The following is a 21153-nucleotide window of genomic DNA, read 5'->3' as shown; positions in this document are numbered from 1 at the left end:
CATTCTACGCCAGCAGGTCGAGCAGCTGCTGGATGTCGACCGGCTTGACCAGGTGGTGGTCGAAGCCGGCCGCCAGCGCGGCCTCGCGGTCCTGCGGCCGGCCGTAGCCGGTGACCGCGACCAGCAGCGCGCCGCGCATCTGCGGCAGTGCGCGCAGCCGGCGCGCCAGCTCGTTGCCGTCCATGTCGGGCAGGCCGATGTCGAGGATGCAGGCGTCCGGCATGGCCGCACCCGCGTAATCGAAGGCGCCCTGCGACAGGTGTTCGATGTGTACGCTGTGGCCGGCCCCCTCCAGCATCATTCCCAGCAGCTCGGCCGCATCGACGTTGTCGTCGACCACCAGCACCCGCCGTCCGCTCGCCGCCGCCGGCTGCCGCCGGCTCGCTTCGTCGGGCGCACCGGGGACCGGCGCCGCGGCGCGCGGCAGGCAGACCGAGAAGCGGCTGCCCTGCCCCGGCCCGTCGCTGTGCACCGACACGCTGCCGCGGTGCAGCTCGACCAGGCTCTTGACCAGCGCCAGGCCGATCCCCAGCCCGCCCTGGGAGCGGTCCGAGGTACGTTCGGCCTGGGTGAACAGATCGAACACGCTGCGCTGCACGTCCGCCGTCATGCCGATGCCGTTGTCGGTGACCTTCATGGTCACGTGCCCGTCATCGACCTCCATGCGCACCACGATGTGGCCGCCGTCCGGCGTGTACTTGGCCGCGTTGTTGAGGAGGTTGGCCAGCACCTGCACCAGCCGCTTGTGGTCGCCCTCGACGCTCGCGTCCTCCAGCGGCAGCTGCATTTCGAGCCGGTGGCGGCGCGCCTCGACCAGCGGGCGTACCTGTTCCAGGGCGTCGGCGATGGCGGCCTTGACGTCCACCGGCTCGCAGGCCAGCGCCACCAGGCCGCGCGTGACGCGCGACACGTCCAGCAGGTCGTTGATCAGGCTCGTCATGTGGCCGACCTGGCGCGCCACGATCGCGCTGGTGCGGCGCACGCCGTCGGCATCGAGGCGGCCGAGCGCCAGCAGTTCGGCGGCGGCGCCGATCGGCGCCAGCGGATTGCGCAGCTCGTGGGCCAGCATCGCCAGGAATTCATCCTTGCGCTGGGCTTCGAGGCGCAGCTGTTCCTCGGCGTCGCGGCGCTTGGTGATGTCGCGGAAGAAGATCGCCAGGCCGCCGTCCATGGCCGGATACACCCGCACTTCCATCCACAGCCGGCCGCCGCCGGGCAGCGGATACGCGTATTCGACGGTGCCGGCCGCGCGCGTGGCCATCACCTCGCGGCAGATGCGTTCGACCTCGCTGCCGACCGACTCGGGGAACACTTCCCAGTGGTCGTGGCCGACCACCTCGCTTTCCGGGCGTCCCACCAGCTGGACGCCGGCGCCGTTCATGCTGGTGATGACCCAGTCCGTATCGACCAGCGCGAAGCCCTCGGTCATGCTGTCGAAGATGTACTGGGAGCGGTCGCGCTCGACGCGCAGCTCGGCCTGGGCGCCGGCGTTCTCGACGGCCGCCCAGGTACGCTCGGCCATCTCGCGCGCCATCCACACCTCTTCCTCGGTCCAGGCGCGCGCTACGTCGCTGTGCAGGCTCAGGACGATGCGCAGTTCTCCGGCCTTGATCAGCGGCAGGGTGACCAGGGCGCGCAGCCCGATCGCCTCGTAGGCCGGGTACACGCCGAGCGTGCGCGGATCCTGGGCGGCATCCGCGACCACCACGTCGTTACCGTGGCGCAGGTCCTCGGCCAGGCTGGGACCGAAGGCCTCGAGCGTGGTGACGATCCCCGCGATGCTGGCCACGTCCGCGCGGCACCAGTCACGCCGCACCGTGGCCGCGCCGGATGGCTCGCGCACTTCGGCGAACAGCACGCGCGCCAGGCCGAGCGTCTCGCCCAGCAGCGCGCTGGCCGCGCCGATGATGTCCTCGACCGCGACCAGCGGCGCCAGGCGGTCGGCCAGCGCGAGCTGGAAGGCCTGCTGGCGCTCGACCTGCTTCATCCGCGCCACCTGCATCTCGACCGTGCGGCGCGCCAGGTGCTGCCCGGTGACGTCGGTGCCTTCGACGAAGATGCCGGCGATGACGCTGTCTTCGACGATCGGCTGGTAGATCACGTTGATGTAGCGCCGCTCCAGCGCGGCGCCGGCTGCGCGCCGGACCTGGATCGGGATGTCGTAGGCCAGGTATTCCCTGCCCGAGGCGAACACCGCGTCGAGCACCTCGAACAGGCGCTGGTCCGCCAGTTCCGCCAGGGCCGCACGCACCGGCTTGCCGATGTAGCCGCGCGGCCCGAGCAGCTCGACCATCGCCTCGTTGACGAACTCGAACACGTGGTCCGGGCCGCGCAGCACGGCCATGAAGCTCGGCGCCTTCAGAAACAGGGTCTGGAGGCGCGCGACGTCGGCCCGCAGGTGCAGGTTGGCTTCCTGGACGTCGCGGGCGCGGTCGATCAGGCCGGTCTGCTCGGCCAGCAGCGGCGTGTCGCCGTCCAGCGCCATGCCGGCGGCCTCGCGCATGCGCGCCAGGCCGGTGACGTCGATCGGATGCTGCAACACCAGCACGACCTCGCCCGTCTCGTCCAGCACCGGCAAGTGGGTGATGGTCCAGTAGCGGGTCGCCACGCCGCCTCCGTCCGCATCGGGCCGGTGTATGTCGTAGCGCAGCAGCGCCATGGTGTCCGGCCGGCCGCTGCGCAGCACCCGCTTGAACGAGGCCAGCATGTGACGCATGGTGTCGGGGTCGGACGGAAATGCCTCGCCGGCCTGGCGTCCCGCGATCTGGTCCAGCGAACGCCCGGTCGAGGCCAGGTAGGCGCGGTTGGCGGTGACGATGTTGAGCTGGCGGTCGAGGACCAGGTAGGGATTCGGCGACGCGTCAAACAGGGCGCGGTAGGCGAGGTCGTGGAGCGCCATGATCCGGGAACGGTAGATGATGACAAGCTATTTTACTCGTATCTATTTTGACAAGATTTCGTTACGAGCAGGCATCGTTTTCGCTGCGCGGCATTGATTCGGCAACCCTTCTGTGACAAGATCGGCTGACCTCCCCGGCCTGCCGCCAAGGGAAGAACAACGATGCCAACAACATGAACAAGACGCCCGGCTCCGCCCCCATCACGCTTGCGCTCGACAACGTCCTGCTCGACACCCGGCCGCGCCAGCTGGGCGGCTGGCGCCGCGGTGGCGTGGAGTTTCTCTGGTTCGGGTTCAAGAATGCGCGCGCCTGCCTGTTCGTGGGCCTGTTCTTCGCCGCCATGATGCTGACGCCGCGCACCGGCGTGTCCGGCATCCCGCGCTACGACGTGCTGCTGCTGGTGGCGCTGGCGATCCAGCTGTGGATGGTCCGCTCCGGGCTGGAGACGATGGACGAGCTGAAGGCGATCTGCCTGTTCCACGCGATCGGCTTCGCGCTGGAAGCCTTCAAGGTCTCCGGCGCCATCCAGTCCTGGGCCTATCCGGACTTCGCGTACACCAAGGTGCTGGACGTGCCGCTGTTCTCGGGCTTCATGTACGCGGCGATCGGCAGCTACATCGTGCAGGCCTGGCGCCTGTTCGACCTGCGCATCCGCCACCATCCGCCGCACTGGATGGCCTGGACCATCGCGATCCTGATCTACCTGAATTTCTTCACCCACCACTACATCGGCGACTACCGCTGGTACCTGGCGGCCTGCGCGCTCGGCCTGTACTCGCGCACCACGGTGGTGTTCCGGCCGCTCGACCGCGACCGCAAGATGCCGCTGCTGCTGGCCTTCGTGCTGATCGGCTTCTTCATCTGGCTGGCCGAGAACATCGGCACCTTCTGGGGCGTGTGGCGCTACCCCAACCAGCTGGGCGCCTGGTCGGTGGTCCATGTGAGCAAGTGGAGCTCGTGGTCGCTGCTGGTCATCATGACCTTCACCATCGTGGCCAACCTCAAGCACATCAAGGAAAAGATCCACGTGGCGCGGGCCTGAGGGGGACTGCTATGATGGCGGCACGCGGCACACCCGTGCCGGCGCTATCGTAGGATTCGTAGGTAACTTCATGAAGCCGCTGTTCAAGCTCATCCTCTGCCTGGCCATCCTGCAGCTTGCGGCCGGCATGCCCGCCACCGCGGCCCAGGCCGATCGCCCCGCGGGCGCCGAGGCCGAGGTCCGGGCCCTGCTCACCATGCTCGAGCGGCAGCGCGCCAACGCCATCCGCCTGCGCGACACCGCCACCCTGCGCCACCTGATGGACCGCCAGTACCACCACGTCGAAAGCCGCGGCCGGATACGCAGCAAGACCGAGCTGCTCACGGCGATCGAGCGCGAGGACCTGCGCTTCCGCGTATACGAGGTCGAATCGATGGAAGTGCAGGTGCTCGACGGCGGCAGCGCAGCCCTGGTCACCGGCATCTTCCGCTCCCAGCAGGCCGGCGCCGCGGCCAGGCACTTCCGTGCGCGCTTCGTCCGGGTCTGGGTGAACCAGCCGGACGGCTGGAAGAACACCTTCCACCAGACTACCGAGATCCGGCCGGCGCAGGACGACTGTCCCTGCAACTGAGCGGGACGGGATTCAGCAGGCGGAAGCGTCCGCCGTGCTCCAGTCGAAGCTGCCGCTGCTGCCGGCGAACAGCAGTTCGGCGCCGCTGGCGTCGCGCAGGCGCGCCTTGATTTCGCGCGGCGCCAGCCTGTAATTGCTGCCGCGTTCCGCTTCGGCGCCGTCCGGCTCCACGTCCAGCGCGCGCACCGATATGTCGCCGCTCACCTGCCCGATGGCGACGCTGACCGCGCCGCTGTGCTCCGCGCGCTGCGCCTCCAGCCGCGCCAGCAGCGCCATGCCGGACTGCTGTTCGGCCTCCTGGTCCTTGATCTCCTGCGACAGCGCGGCCATCTGCTTGAGTGCCGGCGCGACGCCGGCGGCCAGCTTCTTGAAGGCCGGCTGCTGCTCGGGAGTGAGCACCAGTTCGCCCTTGCGCACGCGTCCGGCCAGCTTGACGTAGCTGCTCACTTCCGGCTGGGCAGTCAGCGCGGCCATGGCGGCGCGGCGCTGCGCGGAGAGCTGGCCGAACTGTTCGACACGCTCGCGGATCATGCCGATCGCCGCCTCGATGCGCCTGCAATCGGGGCGCATCACGAACACCCGCATTTCGCTGTGCCCGCGCGGGGCGGCGCACTCGATCGCGATGCGCCTGGCGGCGACGGCGCAGCCTTCGGCCTTGCCGATCACCACCTCGTCGGCGACGATCTCGCAATTGACCGCTTCTTCCACCGTCACCTTGCTGCCGGAGACGGTGCAGTTCTCGGCGCGCTGCAGGCGCACTTCCCCGTTCGCGCTCTGGATGGTGGCGCCGGAGGCCACGCCCAGCACGTGGATCGGGCCGTCCGCATTGCGCGCGCTGCCGCCGATCAGGTTGCGGTTCAGGCAGACCACGCCGCCGCGCGAGACCACGTTGCCGAACACGTCGGCATGCACCGTGATGCTCTCGCCCTCGACCACGCGGTTTTCCTGGATCTCGCCGAATTCCTCGTAATCGCCTTCCAGTTGCAGGTTGCCGGTGGTCCTCGCGCTGACGCCGTCGTGGCTGACGATCTTGTCGCCCACCGACAGCCGGTTGCCTTCCACGTTCAGGAAGCCCTCCTGCATGGCCACCACGAACTCGCCCTCGGCGATCCGGTCCACGGTCGTGCCGGGGCCGCTCCAGTCGGCCAGTTCGAGGTCGGACGGCAGCTCGGGGGCCAGCGCGATGCCGGACAGCTCGAAGCCCGGCTCGCCGTGGACGCGCGGCAGCTTGCGCAGCAGGCGGATGCCGCGCTGGACCTGGGGGAAGCGGTTCTGGAAGCTCATCAGGTCGAGCTTGCCGTTGGCGAGCTGGCGCGGAGCGTCGCTGCGGTGCAGTTCGTTCGAGACCTCGACCACGCGCGCGTCCTCCCCCGGCAGCGGGGCCAGGCGGCGCGCCACCACCATGCGGCCCGCCGCGCCCGCGCCGATGGCGGCCTGCACGGTGTCGACATCGATGCCGAAACGGATGCCCTTCATCCACATGTCGGCGATGAACTCGTCGATGTCGAGCCGGGTCGGCTGTTCAACGCCTTCTTCATCCGGCAGGAACACGGGTTCGAAATAATATTCAGCCTGGCCGTCGGCGATCTTCACCGCGCGGTACAGGCTGCGGCGGCTGGGATCGAAAGGCAGGATGTCGTCGGCCAGGCGCACCACGGTCTCGCCCCGCGCATTGCGCGGCAGCTCGGGGCCATGGCCGAACAGCGCCTTGATCAGGACCGGGTAATTCAGGCGGGAGAAGACCTGGTTGCGAAGCAGGATGGCATCAACCGCTGCGAGCAGCACCGGGCCGAGCGCGGCCACGTCACAATACACGCCATCCGGCTGCCGGGCGATGCAGGCCTCGGCGCCAGGTACTGCTTGGTTGGACACGGCGCACTCCCAGTCTGATCAGGTGTCCTTACGATAGCATGTTGCGGTAATTAAATAAACATATGGCAACAGCAATCCCGAAGGGAACCCTCCAATGGGGGAGTTCGAATGACAAACGGCGCCCTCGGGCGCCGTCGGTCAGGCAAGCCGCTGCGCTCAGCGGCGGCGTGCGTTCGGGTACAGGTCGCGGTTGGCTTCGTTGATCTGGCGGCGCAGGTCGCTGCGCTCGTCCGGGGTCATGCGGCCGCGGCGGCCACCCTCGTCGCGCATCTGCTGCTCGCGCATCTGCTCGCGCATGGCCTGCTCCTGCATGCGGCGGGCTTCCTCGCGCATCTCCTGAGCACGCTGATCGTAGCGCGGGTCTTGCGCACGGGTGTCATAACGCTGCTGCATCTCTTCGCGGCGCGGGCCGCGGTCCTGGCCGGACGCCATGGCGCCGGCGGCAGTGCAGGCCAGCATGCAGGCGACGACACCGTGCCTGACGAAACGCGCCAGCCGGTCGCCGCTTGCCGCTGCTCCTACTGCCTGGTTTTTGGTGAGCACGTTGTTCATAGTGTTCCTCTTCCGCGATGCCATATAAACAGATAAGCTGTGTTTTCCACTTGCAGCCAGTGTATGTGCATAGCGTCCGAGGTGTAAGACCGAATGGGTAAAGTTTGTAACTTAATGTAATGGCTGAGCCATTGGAACGAGATGTTCAAGCGATAACACGTTACCATAGCGACATGCTTCTGACAATTCTGGATTCCATATGAACGCATCGACGAACAATACGGGCAGCAGCCCGACGGGCGCCACGCCCGGCAGCCAGGGCGGACACTCCGCCAAGATCATGGTGGTGGACGACGACGTCCGCCTGCGCGACCTGCTGCGCCGCTACCTCACCGAACAGGGCTTCCAGGTGGTGACCGCCGAAAGCGCGCCGGCCATGAACAAGCTGTGGCTGCGCGAGCGCTACGACCTGCTGGTACTGGACCTCATGCTGCCGGGAGAAGATGGCCTGTCGATCTGCCGCCGCCTGCGCGGTGCCGGCGACCAGACCCCGATCATCATGCTGACCGCGAAGGGCGAGGACGTGGACCGCATCGTCGGCCTCGAGATGGGCGCCGACGACTACCTGCCCAAGCCCTTCAACCCGCGCGAGCTGGTGGCCCGCATCGGCGCGGTCCTGCGCCGCAAGGGCCCGGACGAAATCCCGGGTGCGCCGAGCGAAACCCCGCAGACCTTCGAGTTCGGCGACTTCGTGCTCGACCTGGGCACCCGCACCCTCAAGAAGAACGGCGAGACGGTGCCCCTGACCACCGGCGAATTCTCGGTGCTGAAGGTGTTCGCCCGCCATGCGCGCCAGCCGCTGTCGCGCGAGAAGCTGATGGAACTGGCGCGCGGCCGCGAGTACGAAGTCTTCGACCGCTCGCTCGACGTGCAGATCTCGCGCCTGCGCAAGCTGATCGAGCCCGATCCTTCCAGCCCGCTCTACATCCAGACCGTCTGGGGCCTGGGCTATGTGTTCATCCCTGAAGGACAGCCGCGCTAGTGTTCGCACCATTTTCCGCGGCGCGCCGCGCCGCGCGTTTCGCCTGGTACCGCAGCGGCCTGTTCTGGCGCACCTTCCTGCTGATGTCCGCCCTCACCGCGGCCTCCATGGGTTCGTGGATCGGCATGATCAGCGTGTTCCAGCGCGGCCCCCAGGTCCAGCAGACCGCCGAACTGGTGGTGTCGGCGGTCACCATCACCAGGGCCGCCCTGATCCACTCGGCGCCTGCGCAGCGCCTGGAACTGCTGCTCGAACTGGTCTCCAACGAAGGCATCCGCGTCCTGACGCTGAACGAGGACGACCTGGTCGAGCCGCCGCCGAACAATCCCTTGATGCCCGAGATCGCGGCCATCGTGCGCGAGCGCCTGGGCAAGCAGACCCGCTTTTCCAGCGGCGTGAACGGGGTGCCGGGCTTCTACATCAGCTTCAACATCGATGAAGATGAATACTGGCTGATGCTCGAGCGCGAGCGCCTGGCCGGCCTGACGCGGGTGCAATGGCTGGGCTGGGCCACGCTGGTGGGCCTGCTGTCCCTGATCGGCGCGGCCTTCATCTCCTCGCTGGTGAACCGCCCGCTGGCGCGCCTGACGGCGGCCGCGCGCGCCATCGCCAAGGGCGAAAAGCCGGCGCCGTTGCCCGAGAAGGGTTCGCAGGAGATCATCGAGGCCAACCGCAGCTTCAACCAGATGGTCGACGACCTGGCCCAGGTCGAGAAGGACCGCGCGGTGATCCTGGCCGGCATATCGCACGACCTGCGCACCCCGCTGGCGCGCATGCAGCTGGAAGTCGAGATGGCCAAGCTGCCCCAGGATGCGCGCGAAGGCATGCAGTCGGACATCAACCAGATGGACGCCATCATCGGCCAGTTCCTCGACTACGCCAAGCCGACCGATGCCGCCACCTTCGTTGCGGTGAACCTGTCCGAGATGCTGGCCGAAATCGGCCGCGAAGCAGGCCGCATCCGCGACCTGCGGGTGCAGGTCGACCTGATGCCGGGCGTGCACGTGATGGGCAATGCGACCGACCTGCGGCGCGTGGTCAACAACATCATCGAGAACGCGCGCAAGTATGGCAAGACGCCGGGCCAGGACTTTACCGAGATCGCGATCATATTACGGGTAAAGGCAACCGGCCACGGACGGCGCGCCGTGATCGAGATCTGCGACCACGGCGTGGGCGTGCCGGACGACCAGATCAACCAGCTGCTGAAACCCTTCACGCGCCTGGACAGCGCGCGCGGCCAGGCCAACGGCGCCGGCCTGGGACTGGCCATCGTCGAACGCGTCCTCACCCGCCACAACGCCGATCTCACGGTCAGCAACCGCGAAGGCGGCGGCCTGCTGCTGCAGCTGGCGCTGCCGCTGGCCGGCTAGGCCTGCTGCCGGAACACCGGCGGCGCCACCGGCCGTGCCAGCGCTTCCCTGCCCCCGAAGGTCTGCGCCATGTCGTAACGCAGGCCGGCGGCTTCCCAACGCCGCAGGAATTCCTCGATCACGTCCGGATGGCTGCCGAGGTGCAGGCGCACGTAAGGCACCGGTGCGGTCTGGTTGAACAGCGAGGCCGACACCAGGGTGCCGGTGGCGAAGAACAGGTCGTCGCGGAAGCGGTCGATGCCGCCGTTCGTGTCCTGGTAGACCCCCGGGATCTCGATCAGCATGTAGGAGGTCGAAGGGCCGACGCACAGCCCCGCGTCCGACCACCCCATGCGCTCCTTCAGGCGCGCGCGCACCAGTTCCTTCTGGCGGGTGTAGAACAGGCCGGTCTCGATGGTCCAGTCGGCCGCCTCGGGGGTGGCCAGCCAGGCGCACATCAGCTCCGCATTGTGGGTATTGGTGTGGTAGCGGTTGATCCAGGATTCGCGGTTCAGGTGGCGCAGCATTTTCGGCGAGGTCGTGATGGCCGCGACGCCCATCGTATTGCAGGAGAACTGCTTGCCGAAGGGCCGGGTGGCGACCCAGCGTTCGAACATGCCGGAGCGGGCCAGGACGCCGGCGTCACCCTTGCCGTCCTTGTCGTCGAAGGCCTCGAGCAGGGCCTTCAGGTGGTTCACGACGGGCGCGCGCGGGTCGTGCACGCAGTAGTAGGCGTCGTCGAGCAGCAGGAAGCCGCGCTGGGCGGCACAGAGCTTGAGCAGGTAGCGCGTCACCTCCACCGGCCATTGCATGCCGGTCGGGTTGTGCTGGGGATTGCTCACGGCCATGGCGATCTGGCGGCTGCCGTCGGCGAGCGTATCGCGCACGATGGCCTCCCATTCGCGCAGGTCCGGCAGCCAGCCGTTGCGCGGCCCGAGCGGCAGGAACACGACCTCGAAGCCGACGTCCCTGAAGATGCCGCGGTAGTCCCAGGCCGGGGTCGGCACCAGCGCCACCGGGGTCTTTCCGGGCGCATGCTCCATCGCGTGGCGCAGCGCGACCTTGGCCATGTCGTACATCGCCATCCGGGTCGTCATCGCCAGGCAGCCGACGTCGATGTCGAGCCCCGCTGCCGGCCTGCGTTCGCCCAGGTGGTGCTCGCTGACGATCAGGCGGCGCATGAAATTGCGGTGGCGCTGGATGCCGTAACCCGATTCGGCATACCCCATGTCGCCGCGCCCGAAGCGGAAGCTGTTGATGAAGTCCAGGAATGCCGGGCTGACGCCGTTCCAGTGCTCGCCCTTGACGGCATACAGCGCCGGTCCGTGCGGCGCTCCGGCCTGCATGTAGTCGTGGTACAGCACCTGCTCCGGCGAGCACTGGCGCATCTCTTCCGAATCGTTCTGCAGGTGTTCGGCGGCCGCCTGGATGTGGCTGCGCAGATGCGGGGTGTCGTTCGGGACCGTGGGGCGTTCGAGTGCTTGGTTTAGCTGGGTCATCGCGTGTCTCTCACTCATGTCTTCACGAAGGAATGCGGGATGAAATTTTGCCCCGGGGCAATCGCAAACCTTCGCGCAGTCTACTGAGTCGGGATGGAGCCGGTCGCACGATTGCGCGCCCATGCAGGCAGCATGAAACCGGCCTTATTTCAGGCTCGCCAGCGCCTGCGCAAGGCCGGGATAACGGAACACGAAGCCTTCCCGCTCCAGGCGCCGCGGCGCCACGCGCTGGCCTTCGAGCAGCAGGTCGGCCTGTTCTCCGAGCAGCAGGCGCAGTGGCCAGCCGGGGGTCGGCATGAAGCTGGGACGGCGCCAGATGCGCGCGGCGATCCGGCTGAACGCCGCCTGGCTCACGCATTCGGGCGCGGTGAAGTTGCTCACCCCGGCAGCCGGCGCTGCGCTTTCCCGCTTGGGGAGCGCATGGCGCCAGCGGTGCGCCATGGCGCGCACCACATCGTCGACGTGGATCCAGGACTGCCACTGGCGTCCGCTCCCCAGTTTTCCGCCCAGGCCGAGCAGGATCGGCAGCAGCAGCATCGGCAGCGCGCCGCCCGCGCCCAGCACCAGGCCGAAGCGCATGCATTCCACCTGCACGCCGTAGCGCACCGCCTGGCCCGCCGCCTCCTCCCATTCGCGGCACAGGTCGGACATGAACACCGGCTGCGGCGGTGCCGCTTCGTCGAGCTCCGCCGCGTCCCCGGGCGCCTGGATGCCGTAATAGCCGATGGCGGATGCGTTCAGGAGCAGGAAGGGCTTGCGCTCGGCCCGCGCGATCCAGGCGAGCAACTGGTGCGTCAGGCCGATGCGGCTGCGGCGCAGGGCCTCCCTGCGCGCCGGACTCCAGCGCTGGCCGAGGATGCGGGCGCCCGCCAGGTTGACGACGACGTCGACGGCGGCGCTATCCGCGAGCGCGTCCATCGCGGCGATGCAGCGCACCCTGCCGTTGAAGATTCCGCCAGCTTCTTCCGGCCGACGGGTCAGGACGATCACCCCGTGACCGTCGCGCAGCAGCGCATGCACGAGGTGCTGGCCGATGAAGCCGGTGGCGCCGGTCACGAGAACGGTACGGGCCTGCGTGTCGAAGGACAGGGGCGGCGCGCCGGTGTCATCGGCGACGATCCGCGTGCGCCGCATGGCGGCCAGCACATCACCCAGGCCTGACAGGCGATGCCCTTTTGAAGTGGCGGTGGGTACGCTGCTCATGGCTTGTCCTTGCCGGCCGGGAGGAAGCGCGCCACCTGCCCGCCCATCCTGAGCATGCGCTGCAAGGTTTGCGGCGGCAGGTGCTGGAAGTCCTGGAAGCTGGCGCTGAGCATCTCGAGGAAGTCCAGCACGGTCTGCATGCGCGCCAGCGTGGCGGCGTCGAGCTCCCGGTCATCCGCCCCGTCGATGGCGCATTCGCGCAGCACGCTGAGGGTCGGGTCGATCTCGCGGCGCTTGCGCTCCTCCAGGATGACGCGGAAGATGTCCCATACGTCCTGCAGGGCCTGGAAGTGGTCGCGCCGGTCGCCCAGCACGTGGGTGATGCGCACCAGCTTCCAGCTCTGCAGCTCCTTCAGGCTGTTGCTGACGTTGGAACGGGCCACGCCCAGGGTCTCGACGATGTCGTCGGCGGTCAGCGGGCGCTCGGACAGGTAGAGCAGCGCATGGATCTGGGCCACCGTCCGGTTGACGCCCCAGCGGGTGCCCATCTCTCCCCAGTGGAGCACGAATTTCTGTGCGGTCGGGCTCAGGGCCATGGCATTTCCTTTATTTCTGTCGATACAGAAATTAAAGAACAAAATGAACACAGTGTCAAGCGTATACTGTCGGCTTTCGACTTTCGCGAGCCCGCCATGACCGCTACCACCGCCCTCTCCTACCGTGACGTCGAACTGGCCGCCGAGCGCCTGGCCGGCGCCGCGCACCGCACGCCGGTCCTGACCTCGACCACGGCCAACACGCTGAGCGGCGGGACGCTGTTCTTCAAGTGCGAGAACTACCAGCGCATGGGCGCCTTCAAGTTTCGCGGCGCCTACAATGCCATCGCGAAATTCGACGATGCCCAGCGCAAGGCCGGCGTCGTCACCTTCTCGTCGGGCAACCATGCCCAGGCGATCGCCCTGTCGGCCAAGCTGGCCGGCATCAAGTCGGTCATCATCATGCCGAACGACGCGCCGGCGCTGAAGGTCAAGGCCACCAAGGAATACGGCGGCGAGGTCATCACCTACGACCGCTATACCGAGAACCGCGAAGAGATCGGCCGCCGCCTGTCGGAAGAGCGCGGCATGACCCTGATCCCGCCCTACGACCACCCGGACGTGATCGCCGGCCAGGGCACGGCGGCCAAGGAATTGTTTGAGGAAACCGGTCCGCTCGACATCCTGCTGGTCTGCCTGGGCGGCGGCGGCCTGCTGGCCGGCTGCGCGCTGGCGGCACGTGCGCTCTCGCCGGAGTGCAAGGTGATCGGGGTGGAGCCTGAAGCCGGCAACGACGGCCAGCAGTCGCTGCGCAAGGGCGAGATCGTGCACATCGCCGTGCCCAAGACCATCGCCGACGGCGCCATGGTGACCCATATCGGCGAGCACAATTTCGAGGTGATCCGCCGCAGCGTGGACGACATTGTCACCGTCAGCGACGCCCAACTGGTGCAGACCATGGCCTTCTTTGCCGAGCGCATGAAGATGATCGTCGAGCCGACCGGCTGCCTGGCGGCGGCCGCGGCGCTGCACGGCGTGGTCGACGTCAAGGGCAAGCGCGTCGGCATCCTGATCAGCGGCGGCAACGTCGACCTGTCGCGCTTTGCCGAACTGATGCAGACCCTGGACGCCTGATGGAATTCATCCAGTCACCCGAATTGCCCGCGCCCGGCGGGCATTATTCGCAGGCTGTCGTCACGCGCGGCGGCCTGGTATTCGTGTCGGGTGTCCTGCCGGCACGCGAGCTGGCCGGGCTCTCCTTCGAGGCCCAGTGCGCGTCGGTGTTCGAGCAATGCGGGAAGATCCTGCGCGCGGCCGGCTGCGGCTTGAACGACGTGGTGCAATGCACTGCTTACCTGGCCGATGTGGCGTACTGGCCGGCATTCAACGCGTTGTATGCCGGCGTCTTCGGCGCGCACCGGCCGGCACGCGCCGTGGTGCCGGTGCCGGCGCTGCACTATGGTTTTCTGGTGGAAGTGCAGTTGGTGGCGGAGCAGCCGGCGAACTGAGCGAGCGCAGTCATCAACGCTTGCTGTCCGCGAGCGGGACGATTTTTTCCAGTTTATCCAGCAACACCTGCTTTTGCTGGACCGGCAGCCGTGACAGGCTGGGGTACATCTCGATCAACATCAGCCGCTGCGAAGAAGACTTGGCGGGTAACAGCAGAAACAAACCCGCCTTCTCGCGTGCCGATAGCGCCGACAAGTGTGGCAGTGCGCTGAGCTGTGCCAGACCGGCTGACTTCAACGCAATTGCAGTGGTATCGTCCGGCACGGTGGGCGCTGGCGATATGGCGGCCAAACGGCTCGACCCTGGCGAAGCCTGCTGCGGGGATGCGATCGATGCCGCGGATGACATTACATGGGATGTGCCGTCATCCCCTGCGCCCCCGCATCCAGCTATTAGCAGGCCGGGCAGCAGCATGCAGAGAACTAACAAGCGGCAATGGCGGTGAAGAGCTTCTTGCATGGCCAGCATCCGATCGACAAAAAAGCAGGCAGGACCGGGTAGAAGACAGTGCCGGCCACACCGATTGCAAATCGGTCGAGCCGGCCCTGGCTTATCTCCTGTGTGCCGACGCCTGAGTCAAGCCATCAAGGATAGACTTTACTGAAGAATGGCTGGGTGTAGCCAACGAAGGTGAGCGTATAGACGTAACTGATCAGGGTTGGCCCGTCCCGTACTTCCTTGGTCCAGTTCCCGTTAGGGCAGTCAGCATCTGCCTTCATTTCCGCATCGGTTGGCGCTGCCGCACTGAGCGGCGGCACGACAAGCTGCCCGTTGCGGGAAGGCCTTAGCACGCCCGACGACGTACCCTCCGTGGTCTGCGTCTTCACTTCGACTACTTGGCCGCCATGGTTTCGGCACTGCACGGTACCGGTGTAGGTGGCAGACAGCGTCGCAGTCGCATTGGTATTGCCGACGCCCCCGATGACGGTCCCGGTACAGCTGACCAACTGAGTTCCATCGACGCTGCATACAGGCGCGAAACTGCCTTTCGCGTAATGCGCTCCGCTCGGACCAGTTGTCTGGGCCCATGCTGAGCTTATCGCGAGTGTCGCGGCGAATCCTAGAGCTAGTTTTTTCGCATTCATTTTCATCTCCAGTTATGTTCATTTTGATCGGCAATATTGGGCTGCGATATCTTGCCCACTGCTCTTATTAAAAACAATATGCGATTGCTTTGCCGCAGTGATTTACACCACCGATAAGTGCACAGTAGAGTTTCACCGATTGCAATCGCGGTGTCCCGACATTCCATTCTTATGAAACGCAAGTATTGGGACATACCTCTCCCAACGCCATCGTGCCATGATGGCGCCTTGCTCAGGAATGCTGTTGAATGCTACCCGCAGCCGCCGTTGTGGACTGCAGGATAGGACTCCCCTTTATAAATTATCCAATGGCATTGACCGCCATTGGTTCGCAAATTCTTATTGAATTTGTCATTACTGAGTCTAGTGAGGATTTAGAGGAAATCAATGTTATCTGAGAAAAGAATTTATTAATGGACCCCGTAATGGCGATTGCATTTCAAGCGCAAAGGATCAGGTTTCAAAACGCCGGGCCGAATAAACCCTGATAATCGTTATTTCAGCTGGATGTAATTATCCGGATTATATTGATTGCCGCGCTGCCGGCGCCGCGCACGATGGCGAACGCCAAGGGATGAAGGGGCTGTAGTACGGCTGAGAGATTCTTGTGCGCATGCCGCGCGCAAGTGCGTCAGCGAACAGAGCGTTGTAAGACGGACACGGACAATGGAGGCTCAAGAAAAGGAGTCGGCCATGAAGCGTCATCTCTGTCTCAGTATCCTCGTCGCGGCAATGGCCGCGCCCGCTACCCTTCCTGCCGCGGACATCGTCAAGTGCGTGGATGGGGCCGGCCGCATCACTTTGACCGACCAGCCCTGCGATGGCGGCGCGACCAGGGTGCGCATGGCGAATACCCCGGCTGACGAGGGCGTGACGCGTGCGGAGCCCTATCCGCTCGTTACCGAGCAAGGCGTACTGCCGCCTCCCCCGCAACGCCGCCAGGCGTCGCCGCGCGTGAACGCTAAGCCGATGAAACAGGACGTGGCCACCTTGAAGGCGGCGCGGGCGCAGTTATTACTGATGGATGCGGGGGCGGGCAAGCAAACCCTGGCGACGCTGCATTAAAGCCGCGCGCCGGGCGCGCTTAATGCAAATCGTGCAGCCGCGTCACGCTCGCCAGATGCGGCGGCGTCGGTGATTCCAGCAAACGCAGCACTTCCAGCACTTCCGGGTCGGTGATGAAATCCGCCGCCGAGCGCGCCTGCAGCAGGCGCTCGGGCGGCTGCGAACGCGCTACCGCCCAACCCTGCACGTAGTCTACGCCGATCTCCGCCAGCGTCTGCACCGTGGCGGCGTCTTCCGCCCATTCCGCGATCGTCTTCATGCCCAGGTTGCCCGCCAGGCTGACGATCGCTTCGACGATCGCCACGTTGGCCGGGTGGGCGTTGATGTTGACGATGAAGTTGCCGTCGATTTTCAGCACGTCGGCCGGCAATTCCTTCAGGTAGGAGAAGGAGGTGTAGCCGGCGCCGAAGTCGTCCAGCGCCACCTTCACGCCGAAGCTGCGCACCTGGTCGATGAAGCGACGGGTGTTGTCGAGGTCGTGCAGTGCGACGCTCTCGGTGATCTCGAGGCACAGGCGGCTGGCGACGTGCACGTAGCGTCCCAGGATGTCGAAGGTGTCCTGCACGAAGCGCTCGTCGTTGAGCGAGGCGCCCGACAGGTTCATGCACACGAAGCGGGTATTGGCCAGCTGTTCGGCATGCTCGGCGATCCAGGCCAGGGTGCTGTTCAGCACCCAGCGGTCGATCATGCTGGCGCGGCCGCTCTTCTCGGCCGCGGAGATCACGGCGCCGGCCGGCACGATGCGGCCGTCCGGGTCGCGCATGCGCAGCAGCACCTCGAAATTCAGCGATTCGCGCGGGTTCCGCAGCGACATGATCGGCTGCATCTCGAGCAGCAGGCCCTCGGTGGCCTGCGGGCCGGAGAGGCGCGCCACCATGTCCAGCTCGGCCGCGCGCTGGCGGAAGGCTTCGGCGCCGCGCTCGTACACCACCAGGCCTTCGCCCTGCCCTGTCTTGGCTTCGCGGCAGGCGCGGTCGGCGGTCGAGACCGCATCCTTCATGGCGATGCCCGGCGTGACCTCGATCAGGCCGACCGAGCCGCGCACGTGGAAGGCCTTGTCGCCCACCCGGTAAGGCGTGTTGCCGAGGCGGTCGACGATGCCGCGGCAGATGATCGAGGCGAGCGGGATGGCCGTTTCCGGCATCAGGATCACGAATTCGTCGCCGCCCACGCGGCCGATCTGCTGGCCGCCGGCGAGCATGGTCGCCATGCGTTCGCACACCTGCTTGAGCACCTCGTCGCCGGCCGCATGGCCGAACAGGTCGTTGATCAGCTTGAAGCGGTCGAGGTCGACGTAGGCCAGGGCCATCGGCTTGCCCGCGGCCAGGCCGTTCGCGGCCAGCGCGAACTCGCGCTCGATGCCGCGGCGGTTGAAGACCTTGGTCAGCGGGTCGTTGTTGGCCATGAACTGCAGCTGCTCGGTGGCTTTGTGCTTCTCGGTGGTGTCCTGCAACACGCCTTCGATGCGCGAGCGTGCCAGCGTGGCGCTGACCAGGAAGCGCTGGGTGCCGTCGCGGCTGGTCAGCTCCATCTCGGCCTCGGCCTTGGCATGGACCTGCTCGTGCAGCTCGGTCCAGGTGCTTTCGGTAAAGAACTGGCGCCAGGCGGTGCGGCCCGGCACGAAGCTGGCGATGCCGAGCATCTTCTGCAGGGCCGGATTGACGCTCAGGAAGTGACCGTACATGTCGAGCGTGAACAGGCCGACCGGCATCGCCTGGTAGGCGTGTTCCAGTTCCTGCTGGGCCGCTTCGCGCTGCTCGGTCTCGACCCGCATCTGCTCGGCCACGGCCAGCGCGGCCAGCAGGCTCGACGCGAGCGCGGCGGTGACGCTGTTGATGATGCCCAGCAGTTCGCGCATGCCGAGGGCGGCCGACGCGACTTCGGCGATGGTGGCCAGGAAGCTGACCGCGAACGAGGCCGCGAACCAGGAGGCGACCCGGTTGCGCGACTCCGCGATGATCTTGAACAGGCCGACCGTCATCACCGAGAAGCAGCACACCGTGATGCCCCACAGCAGCGGCAGGTACATGCCGTAAGGCAGGAACATGGCGGCGGCCAGCATCGGCATGCACAGCCACTGCATGATGCGGAAAGGCAGCACGTAGCGCAGCGCGGCGATGTTCTCGCGCAGCAGCGACTGGTACAGGGTGAGCGTGGCGATGCCGTACAGGGTGATGGTCACCGAACGGCTGCGCAGCAGCCAGTCGGACGGGATGGTCTGGCCCAGCCACTGGATGTCCCAGCCGGCCGACAGCGCGGCGACGCGCAGGTTCAGCACCAGCCAGCCGGCGAACAGCACGTAGAGCGGCTGGCGGTTGATCACGGCAGTGATCAGGATGAACAGGGCCAGCACCACCATGCCGCCGTCGAGCAGGCCGGACTTGCGGTGGTATTGCTCGACCGAGAGTGCATATTGATCGGCCGGCCATTGCAGCACCGACAGGCGCGCCGGGCCGGAGAAGCTGGCGCGACACAGGAGTTCAGGGGGCAGCGGGGCCAGCTTCAGGGCGAAGCCGGCCTTCGAGCCTTCGATGAAGCCGGTGCCGGCGCCGCGCGTGGCGCTGCCCAGGGGTGCCAGGCTGCCGGCATCCCAGCAGGCGACGTCGAGCGCATGGCGCGACGGGAACTCGACCACCTGCCGGCCCGCGCGCGGCATCGGCTCGAAGGCGAACCACACGGGGGCTTCCGACAAATGGGTGTCATGGCCGGTCGTCAGGCTCGACGCGCGGGCACGCGCCAGTGCGGCGCCCGGGGACAAGCTGGCTTCCTGCTGGACCGTGACGTGCATCGACAGCGGCACGTCGCCGACGGTGCGGTACTGGTCGTGCCAGAACACCAGGGCGATCAGGGAGACGAGGCCGATCCCGAGCGGGATCAGGTAGTACGAGAACAACTTCAACACCTGCTCCACCACCGCGTGCGCGGTGCCTGGAAGCGAAGAACGGTGTTGGGGTGTCGGGATGGGCATAAGCTGAATCAGTGCGGTCGAATACCGCCCCCGTTGCCGGCGGCGGCGTCAAAGCGCAAGGATACAGCTTTAAAGTGATGCCGTCATGCAATAAGTGCTCAGGCAAAGGCGAATTCGCGTGTCTGCAACGTCAGATCCGTCATTTTGCTCACTTGCATGCCCGCGGGCTTCACTTGCTCCCTCACTTGCGTCCTGGCCAGCGCCGGCGGCGTGGCGGGCCCGACATTGATGTCGGGATGGTGCGTGTTGAAGAAGAAGTTTAGCAGGGGATGGCGCTTCTCGCGGAAACGTTGTTCGAACGTTGCGATCTCGAAGGCCATCACGCGGTGCGGAATATTGCCGACATGGCGCAGCGGCACCGGTCCCTGCTCCGGGAACACGTCGGTGAACAGCAGCTGTTCATACTGGCGGTCGACCGGCGGACGGCCGGTCGCGACCGAGTAATCGATACCGTTGTCTTCGCAATACATGAAGCAGGCCTTAATCAGCGCGACCTTGACCACGCGGCCGATGCGCCCTTCATCGATGCCGAGGCGGGTCGCTTCGACCAGGCGACGGCCCTGCAGCCAGTCCGGCAGCACGATCGATTCCTCGACGCCGAGCGGGCGGACCAGGTTGGTACGGATCCGGGTGCTGCCGATCGGCGTGCCGTCGAGCTTCGACTCGGCCAGCAGCACGATGGTGTCGTCTTCATAGTCGGCCGCTTCCGGCTGCGCCAGCGAACGGGCGAAGTCAGGCACGTGGCGGGCATAGGCGGCGTGGCGGATCTTCACTGCCTGCAGCAGGTCCGCCTCGGTCTCGACCCGGCGGATGGTGAATGGCAGGCGCTCGACAGCGAGCCCGGCAGCGCGTGCCGCACGTGCATCCTGGACGGCGCGCGCATAAGCACCGGCGGAATGAGAAACGATAGGGTCGAACAGCGACATGAAGATACTCCCGGATTGAAGGTGTGAAACAGAACTTGCCTGAATCAAATTATCAATCCGTTCAGTATCTTTCTAAATGTCGAGGTGAGGCAGTTTTCCCCTTCTGTTTGTCCTACAAAACGCTAAGAGTACTCCGACAGATGTGTAATATTTATCCTACATGAACGCACGACCGTACTTAACATTGTGTTTACATTCTCCTGGGAGGATGTCACAAATACTGTCATTAAGGCATGCTGCCGGCACTGCATCCGGCAGGCTTCATGACGGTAAGCGCTCCTACATCATGCGCGCCGTCCCGGACACCCGGATCGAAGCGCCGGGCTCTGGCGGAATCTCCGCGCCCAGGCGCGAGCGCATGCCCATGTCCTCGCCCTGCACCACCTCGATGCGCCCGCCGTGCGGCCAGCCGATGTCGCGCAGGTAGCCCGCCAGCGCGGCCGTGCCGGCGCCGGTGGCCGGATCTTCCAGCACGCCGCCGGACGCGAAGGGGTTGCGGGTATGGAAGCGTTGCGGGGTTTCCGCCCAGGCCAGCACGACCGTTACCAGGCCGGCTTCGTTCATCAGGCGGCGTCCGGCGTCGAGCTCGTAGTCCATGCGGGCCAGCGCGGCGCGGCTGTTCAGGGCCAGCACCAGGTGGTCGGCGCCGCCGTGGGCCAGGGCCGGCGGGATGCGTTCGTCGAGGTCGGCGCGGGTATAGCCGAACAGGACCAGCGCGGCGTCGACCAGGGCCGCGGGCGCCGCTGCGCTGCGGGTCGGCGGCGATTGCAGGCTGGCCGCCACCCGCGTCCCGTCCAGCTTGCCCTCGACCGAGATCGCGGCCGCGTTCAGCTCCAGCGCGTAGCGGCCCTCGCCGAAGCGGCGCGCCAGCGCGGCCCCGAGCGCGATGGTGGCGTGGCCGCAGAACGGCACTTCGGACTCGGGCGAAAAATAACGGACGCGCCAGCCTCGGGTATCGTCAGCGGATTGCGGCGCGGCGAATGCGGTTTCCGAAAAGCCGATGGCATGCGCCAGCGCCTGCATCTGCGGCGCGGGCGGCAGTGCGTCGCCGATCCAGACGCCGGCGGGATTGCCGCCGGTGTCGCCATCGGAGAAGGCGGCGATGCGCAGGACCGCATCGGCATGCAGTGCGGATTCGTTCATGTCAGTCT

General features: G+C 66.5%; 18 protein-coding genes. 7 read left to right on the top strand and 11 right to left on the bottom strand.

Annotated elements, in window-relative coordinates; translation table 11 throughout:
• Positions 1 to 4: 4 nt before the first annotated feature.
• Entirely contained in the window at positions 5 to 2899 is a 2895-nt protein-coding gene (locus ACSQ25_RS08315) for a PAS domain-containing protein (RefSeq protein ID WP_436105230.1), read from the bottom strand.
• Positions 2900 to 3072: 173 nt separating this feature from the next.
• On the opposite strand from ACSQ25_RS08315, the gene ACSQ25_RS08310 reads away from it, so the two are divergent.
• Both ACSQ25_RS08310 and ACSQ25_RS08305 read left to right on the top strand, forming a co-directional pair.
• Positions 3073 to 3942 (top strand): DUF817 domain-containing protein, encoded by an 870-nt coding sequence (locus ACSQ25_RS08310; protein WP_436105229.1) that lies wholly within the window; start codon positions 3073 to 3075, stop codon positions 3940 to 3942.
• 70 nt (positions 3943 to 4012) lie between these two features.
• Complete coding sequence (locus ACSQ25_RS08305) at positions 4013 to 4513, top strand: nuclear transport factor 2 family protein (protein ID WP_436105228.1); 501 nt, start codon at positions 4013 to 4015, stop codon at positions 4511 to 4513.
• 12 nt (positions 4514 to 4525) lie between these two features.
• On the opposite strand, the gene ACSQ25_RS08300 is transcribed toward ACSQ25_RS08305, so the two are convergent.
• Together ACSQ25_RS08300 and ACSQ25_RS08295 are read right to left on the bottom strand one after the other, a co-directional pair.
• Positions 4526 to 6385: a flagellar assembly protein A gene (locus tag ACSQ25_RS08300; RefSeq protein ID WP_436105227.1), complete on the bottom strand. Its 1860-nt coding sequence runs from the start codon at positions 6383 to 6385 to the stop codon at positions 4526 to 4528.
• 156 nt (positions 6386 to 6541) lie between these two features.
• A complete protein-coding gene (locus ACSQ25_RS08295; protein ID WP_436105226.1) occupies positions 6542 to 6937 on the bottom strand; it encodes a hypothetical protein in 396 nt (131 codons plus the stop codon).
• Positions 6938 to 7217: 280 nt separating this feature from the next.
• Between ACSQ25_RS08295 and ompR the strand changes: the two genes are divergently transcribed.
• Positions 7218 to 7919 carry an osmolarity response regulator transcription factor OmpR gene (ompR, locus tag ACSQ25_RS08290; RefSeq protein ID WP_051306146.1) on the top strand — a complete coding sequence of 234 codons (702 nt, stop codon included), beginning with the start codon at positions 7218 to 7220 and terminating at the stop codon, positions 7917 to 7919.
• Positions 7919 to 9292 (top strand): ATP-binding protein, encoded by a 1374-nt coding sequence (locus ACSQ25_RS08285; RefSeq protein WP_436105225.1) that lies wholly within the window; start codon positions 7919 to 7921, stop codon positions 9290 to 9292. The genes ompR and ACSQ25_RS08285 overlap by 1 nt, the downstream gene beginning before the upstream one ends.
• Here ACSQ25_RS08285 and ACSQ25_RS08280 read toward each other — a convergent pair.
• The 3 genes from ACSQ25_RS08280 to ACSQ25_RS08270 form a co-directional block, all read right to left on the bottom strand.
• The gene (locus ACSQ25_RS08280) at positions 9289 to 10770 is read right to left on the bottom strand and encodes a pyridoxal phosphate-dependent aminotransferase (protein ID WP_436105224.1); all 1482 of its coding nucleotides are present in this window, start codon (positions 10768 to 10770) and stop codon (positions 9289 to 9291) included. The two genes, ACSQ25_RS08285 and ACSQ25_RS08280, sit on opposite strands and share 4 nt — an antisense overlap.
• Positions 10771 to 10914: 144 nt before the next feature.
• Positions 10915 to 11973 carry a TIGR01777 family oxidoreductase gene (locus ACSQ25_RS08275; protein ID WP_436105223.1) on the bottom strand — a complete coding sequence of 353 codons (1059 nt, stop codon included), beginning with the start codon at positions 11971 to 11973 and terminating at the stop codon, positions 10915 to 10917.
• Positions 11970 to 12509, bottom strand: coding sequence for a GbsR/MarR family transcriptional regulator (locus ACSQ25_RS08270; protein WP_436105222.1), 540 nt, complete (start codon positions 12507 to 12509; stop codon positions 11970 to 11972). Before ACSQ25_RS08270 ends, ACSQ25_RS08275 begins: the two co-directional genes overlap by 4 nt.
• Positions 12510 to 12605: 96 nt before the next feature.
• On the opposite strand from ACSQ25_RS08270, the gene ACSQ25_RS08265 reads away from it, so the two are divergent.
• Together ACSQ25_RS08265 and ACSQ25_RS08260 are read left to right on the top strand one after the other, a co-directional pair.
• Positions 12606 to 13583, top strand: coding sequence for a threo-3-hydroxy-L-aspartate ammonia-lyase (locus ACSQ25_RS08265; protein ID WP_436105221.1), 978 nt, complete (start codon positions 12606 to 12608; stop codon positions 13581 to 13583).
• Entirely contained in the window at positions 13583 to 13957 is a 375-nt protein-coding gene (locus tag ACSQ25_RS08260) for a RidA family protein (RefSeq protein WP_436105220.1), read from the top strand. The genes ACSQ25_RS08265 and ACSQ25_RS08260 overlap by 1 nt, the downstream gene beginning before the upstream one ends.
• A 13-nt stretch (positions 13958 to 13970) precedes the next feature.
• Here the strand turns inward: ACSQ25_RS08260 and ACSQ25_RS08255 are convergent, their stop codons facing one another.
• Both ACSQ25_RS08255 and ACSQ25_RS08250 read right to left on the bottom strand, forming a co-directional pair.
• The gene (locus tag ACSQ25_RS08255) at positions 13971 to 14222 is read right to left on the bottom strand and encodes a hypothetical protein (protein ID WP_436105219.1); all 252 of its coding nucleotides are present in this window, start codon (positions 14220 to 14222) and stop codon (positions 13971 to 13973) included.
• Between the two features lie 320 nt (positions 14223 to 14542).
• On the bottom strand, positions 14543 to 15043 hold the full coding sequence (locus tag ACSQ25_RS08250; protein WP_436105218.1) for a hypothetical protein: 501 nt from the start codon (positions 15041 to 15043) through the stop codon (positions 14543 to 14545).
• A gap of 693 nt (positions 15044 to 15736) precedes the next feature.
• Between ACSQ25_RS08250 and ACSQ25_RS08245 the strand changes: the two genes are divergently transcribed.
• Positions 15737 to 16108, top strand: a complete 372-nt coding sequence (locus ACSQ25_RS08245) for a DUF4124 domain-containing protein (protein WP_436105217.1) — start codon at positions 15737 to 15739, stop codon at positions 16106 to 16108.
• 19 nt (positions 16109 to 16127) lie between these two features.
• On the opposite strand, the gene ACSQ25_RS08240 is transcribed toward ACSQ25_RS08245, so the two are convergent.
• From ACSQ25_RS08240 to ACSQ25_RS08230, 3 genes are all read right to left on the bottom strand, one after another.
• Positions 16128 to 19010: a putative bifunctional diguanylate cyclase/phosphodiesterase gene (locus ACSQ25_RS08240; protein ID WP_436105216.1), complete on the bottom strand. Its 2883-nt coding sequence runs from the start codon at positions 19008 to 19010 to the stop codon at positions 16128 to 16130.
• A 164-nt stretch (positions 19011 to 19174) separates the two neighbouring features.
• Positions 19175 to 20002 (bottom strand): N-acyl amino acid synthase FeeM domain-containing protein, encoded by an 828-nt coding sequence (locus tag ACSQ25_RS08235; RefSeq protein ID WP_436105215.1) that lies wholly within the window; start codon positions 20000 to 20002, stop codon positions 19175 to 19177.
• Positions 20003 to 20281: 279 nt separating this feature from the next.
• Positions 20282 to 21145: a PhzF family phenazine biosynthesis protein gene (locus ACSQ25_RS08230; protein ID WP_436105214.1), complete on the bottom strand. Its 864-nt coding sequence runs from the start codon at positions 21143 to 21145 to the stop codon at positions 20282 to 20284.
• Positions 21146 to 21153: the final 8 nt, after the last annotated feature.

It is taken from the genome of Massilia sp. LjRoot122 (assembly GCF_964252725.1).
Classification (GTDB): domain Bacteria; phylum Pseudomonadota; class Gammaproteobacteria; order Burkholderiales; family Burkholderiaceae_D; genus Telluria.
The sequence above is the reverse complement of the archived record's forward strand: the minus strand, read 5'-3'. Positions and strand labels throughout refer to the sequence as shown.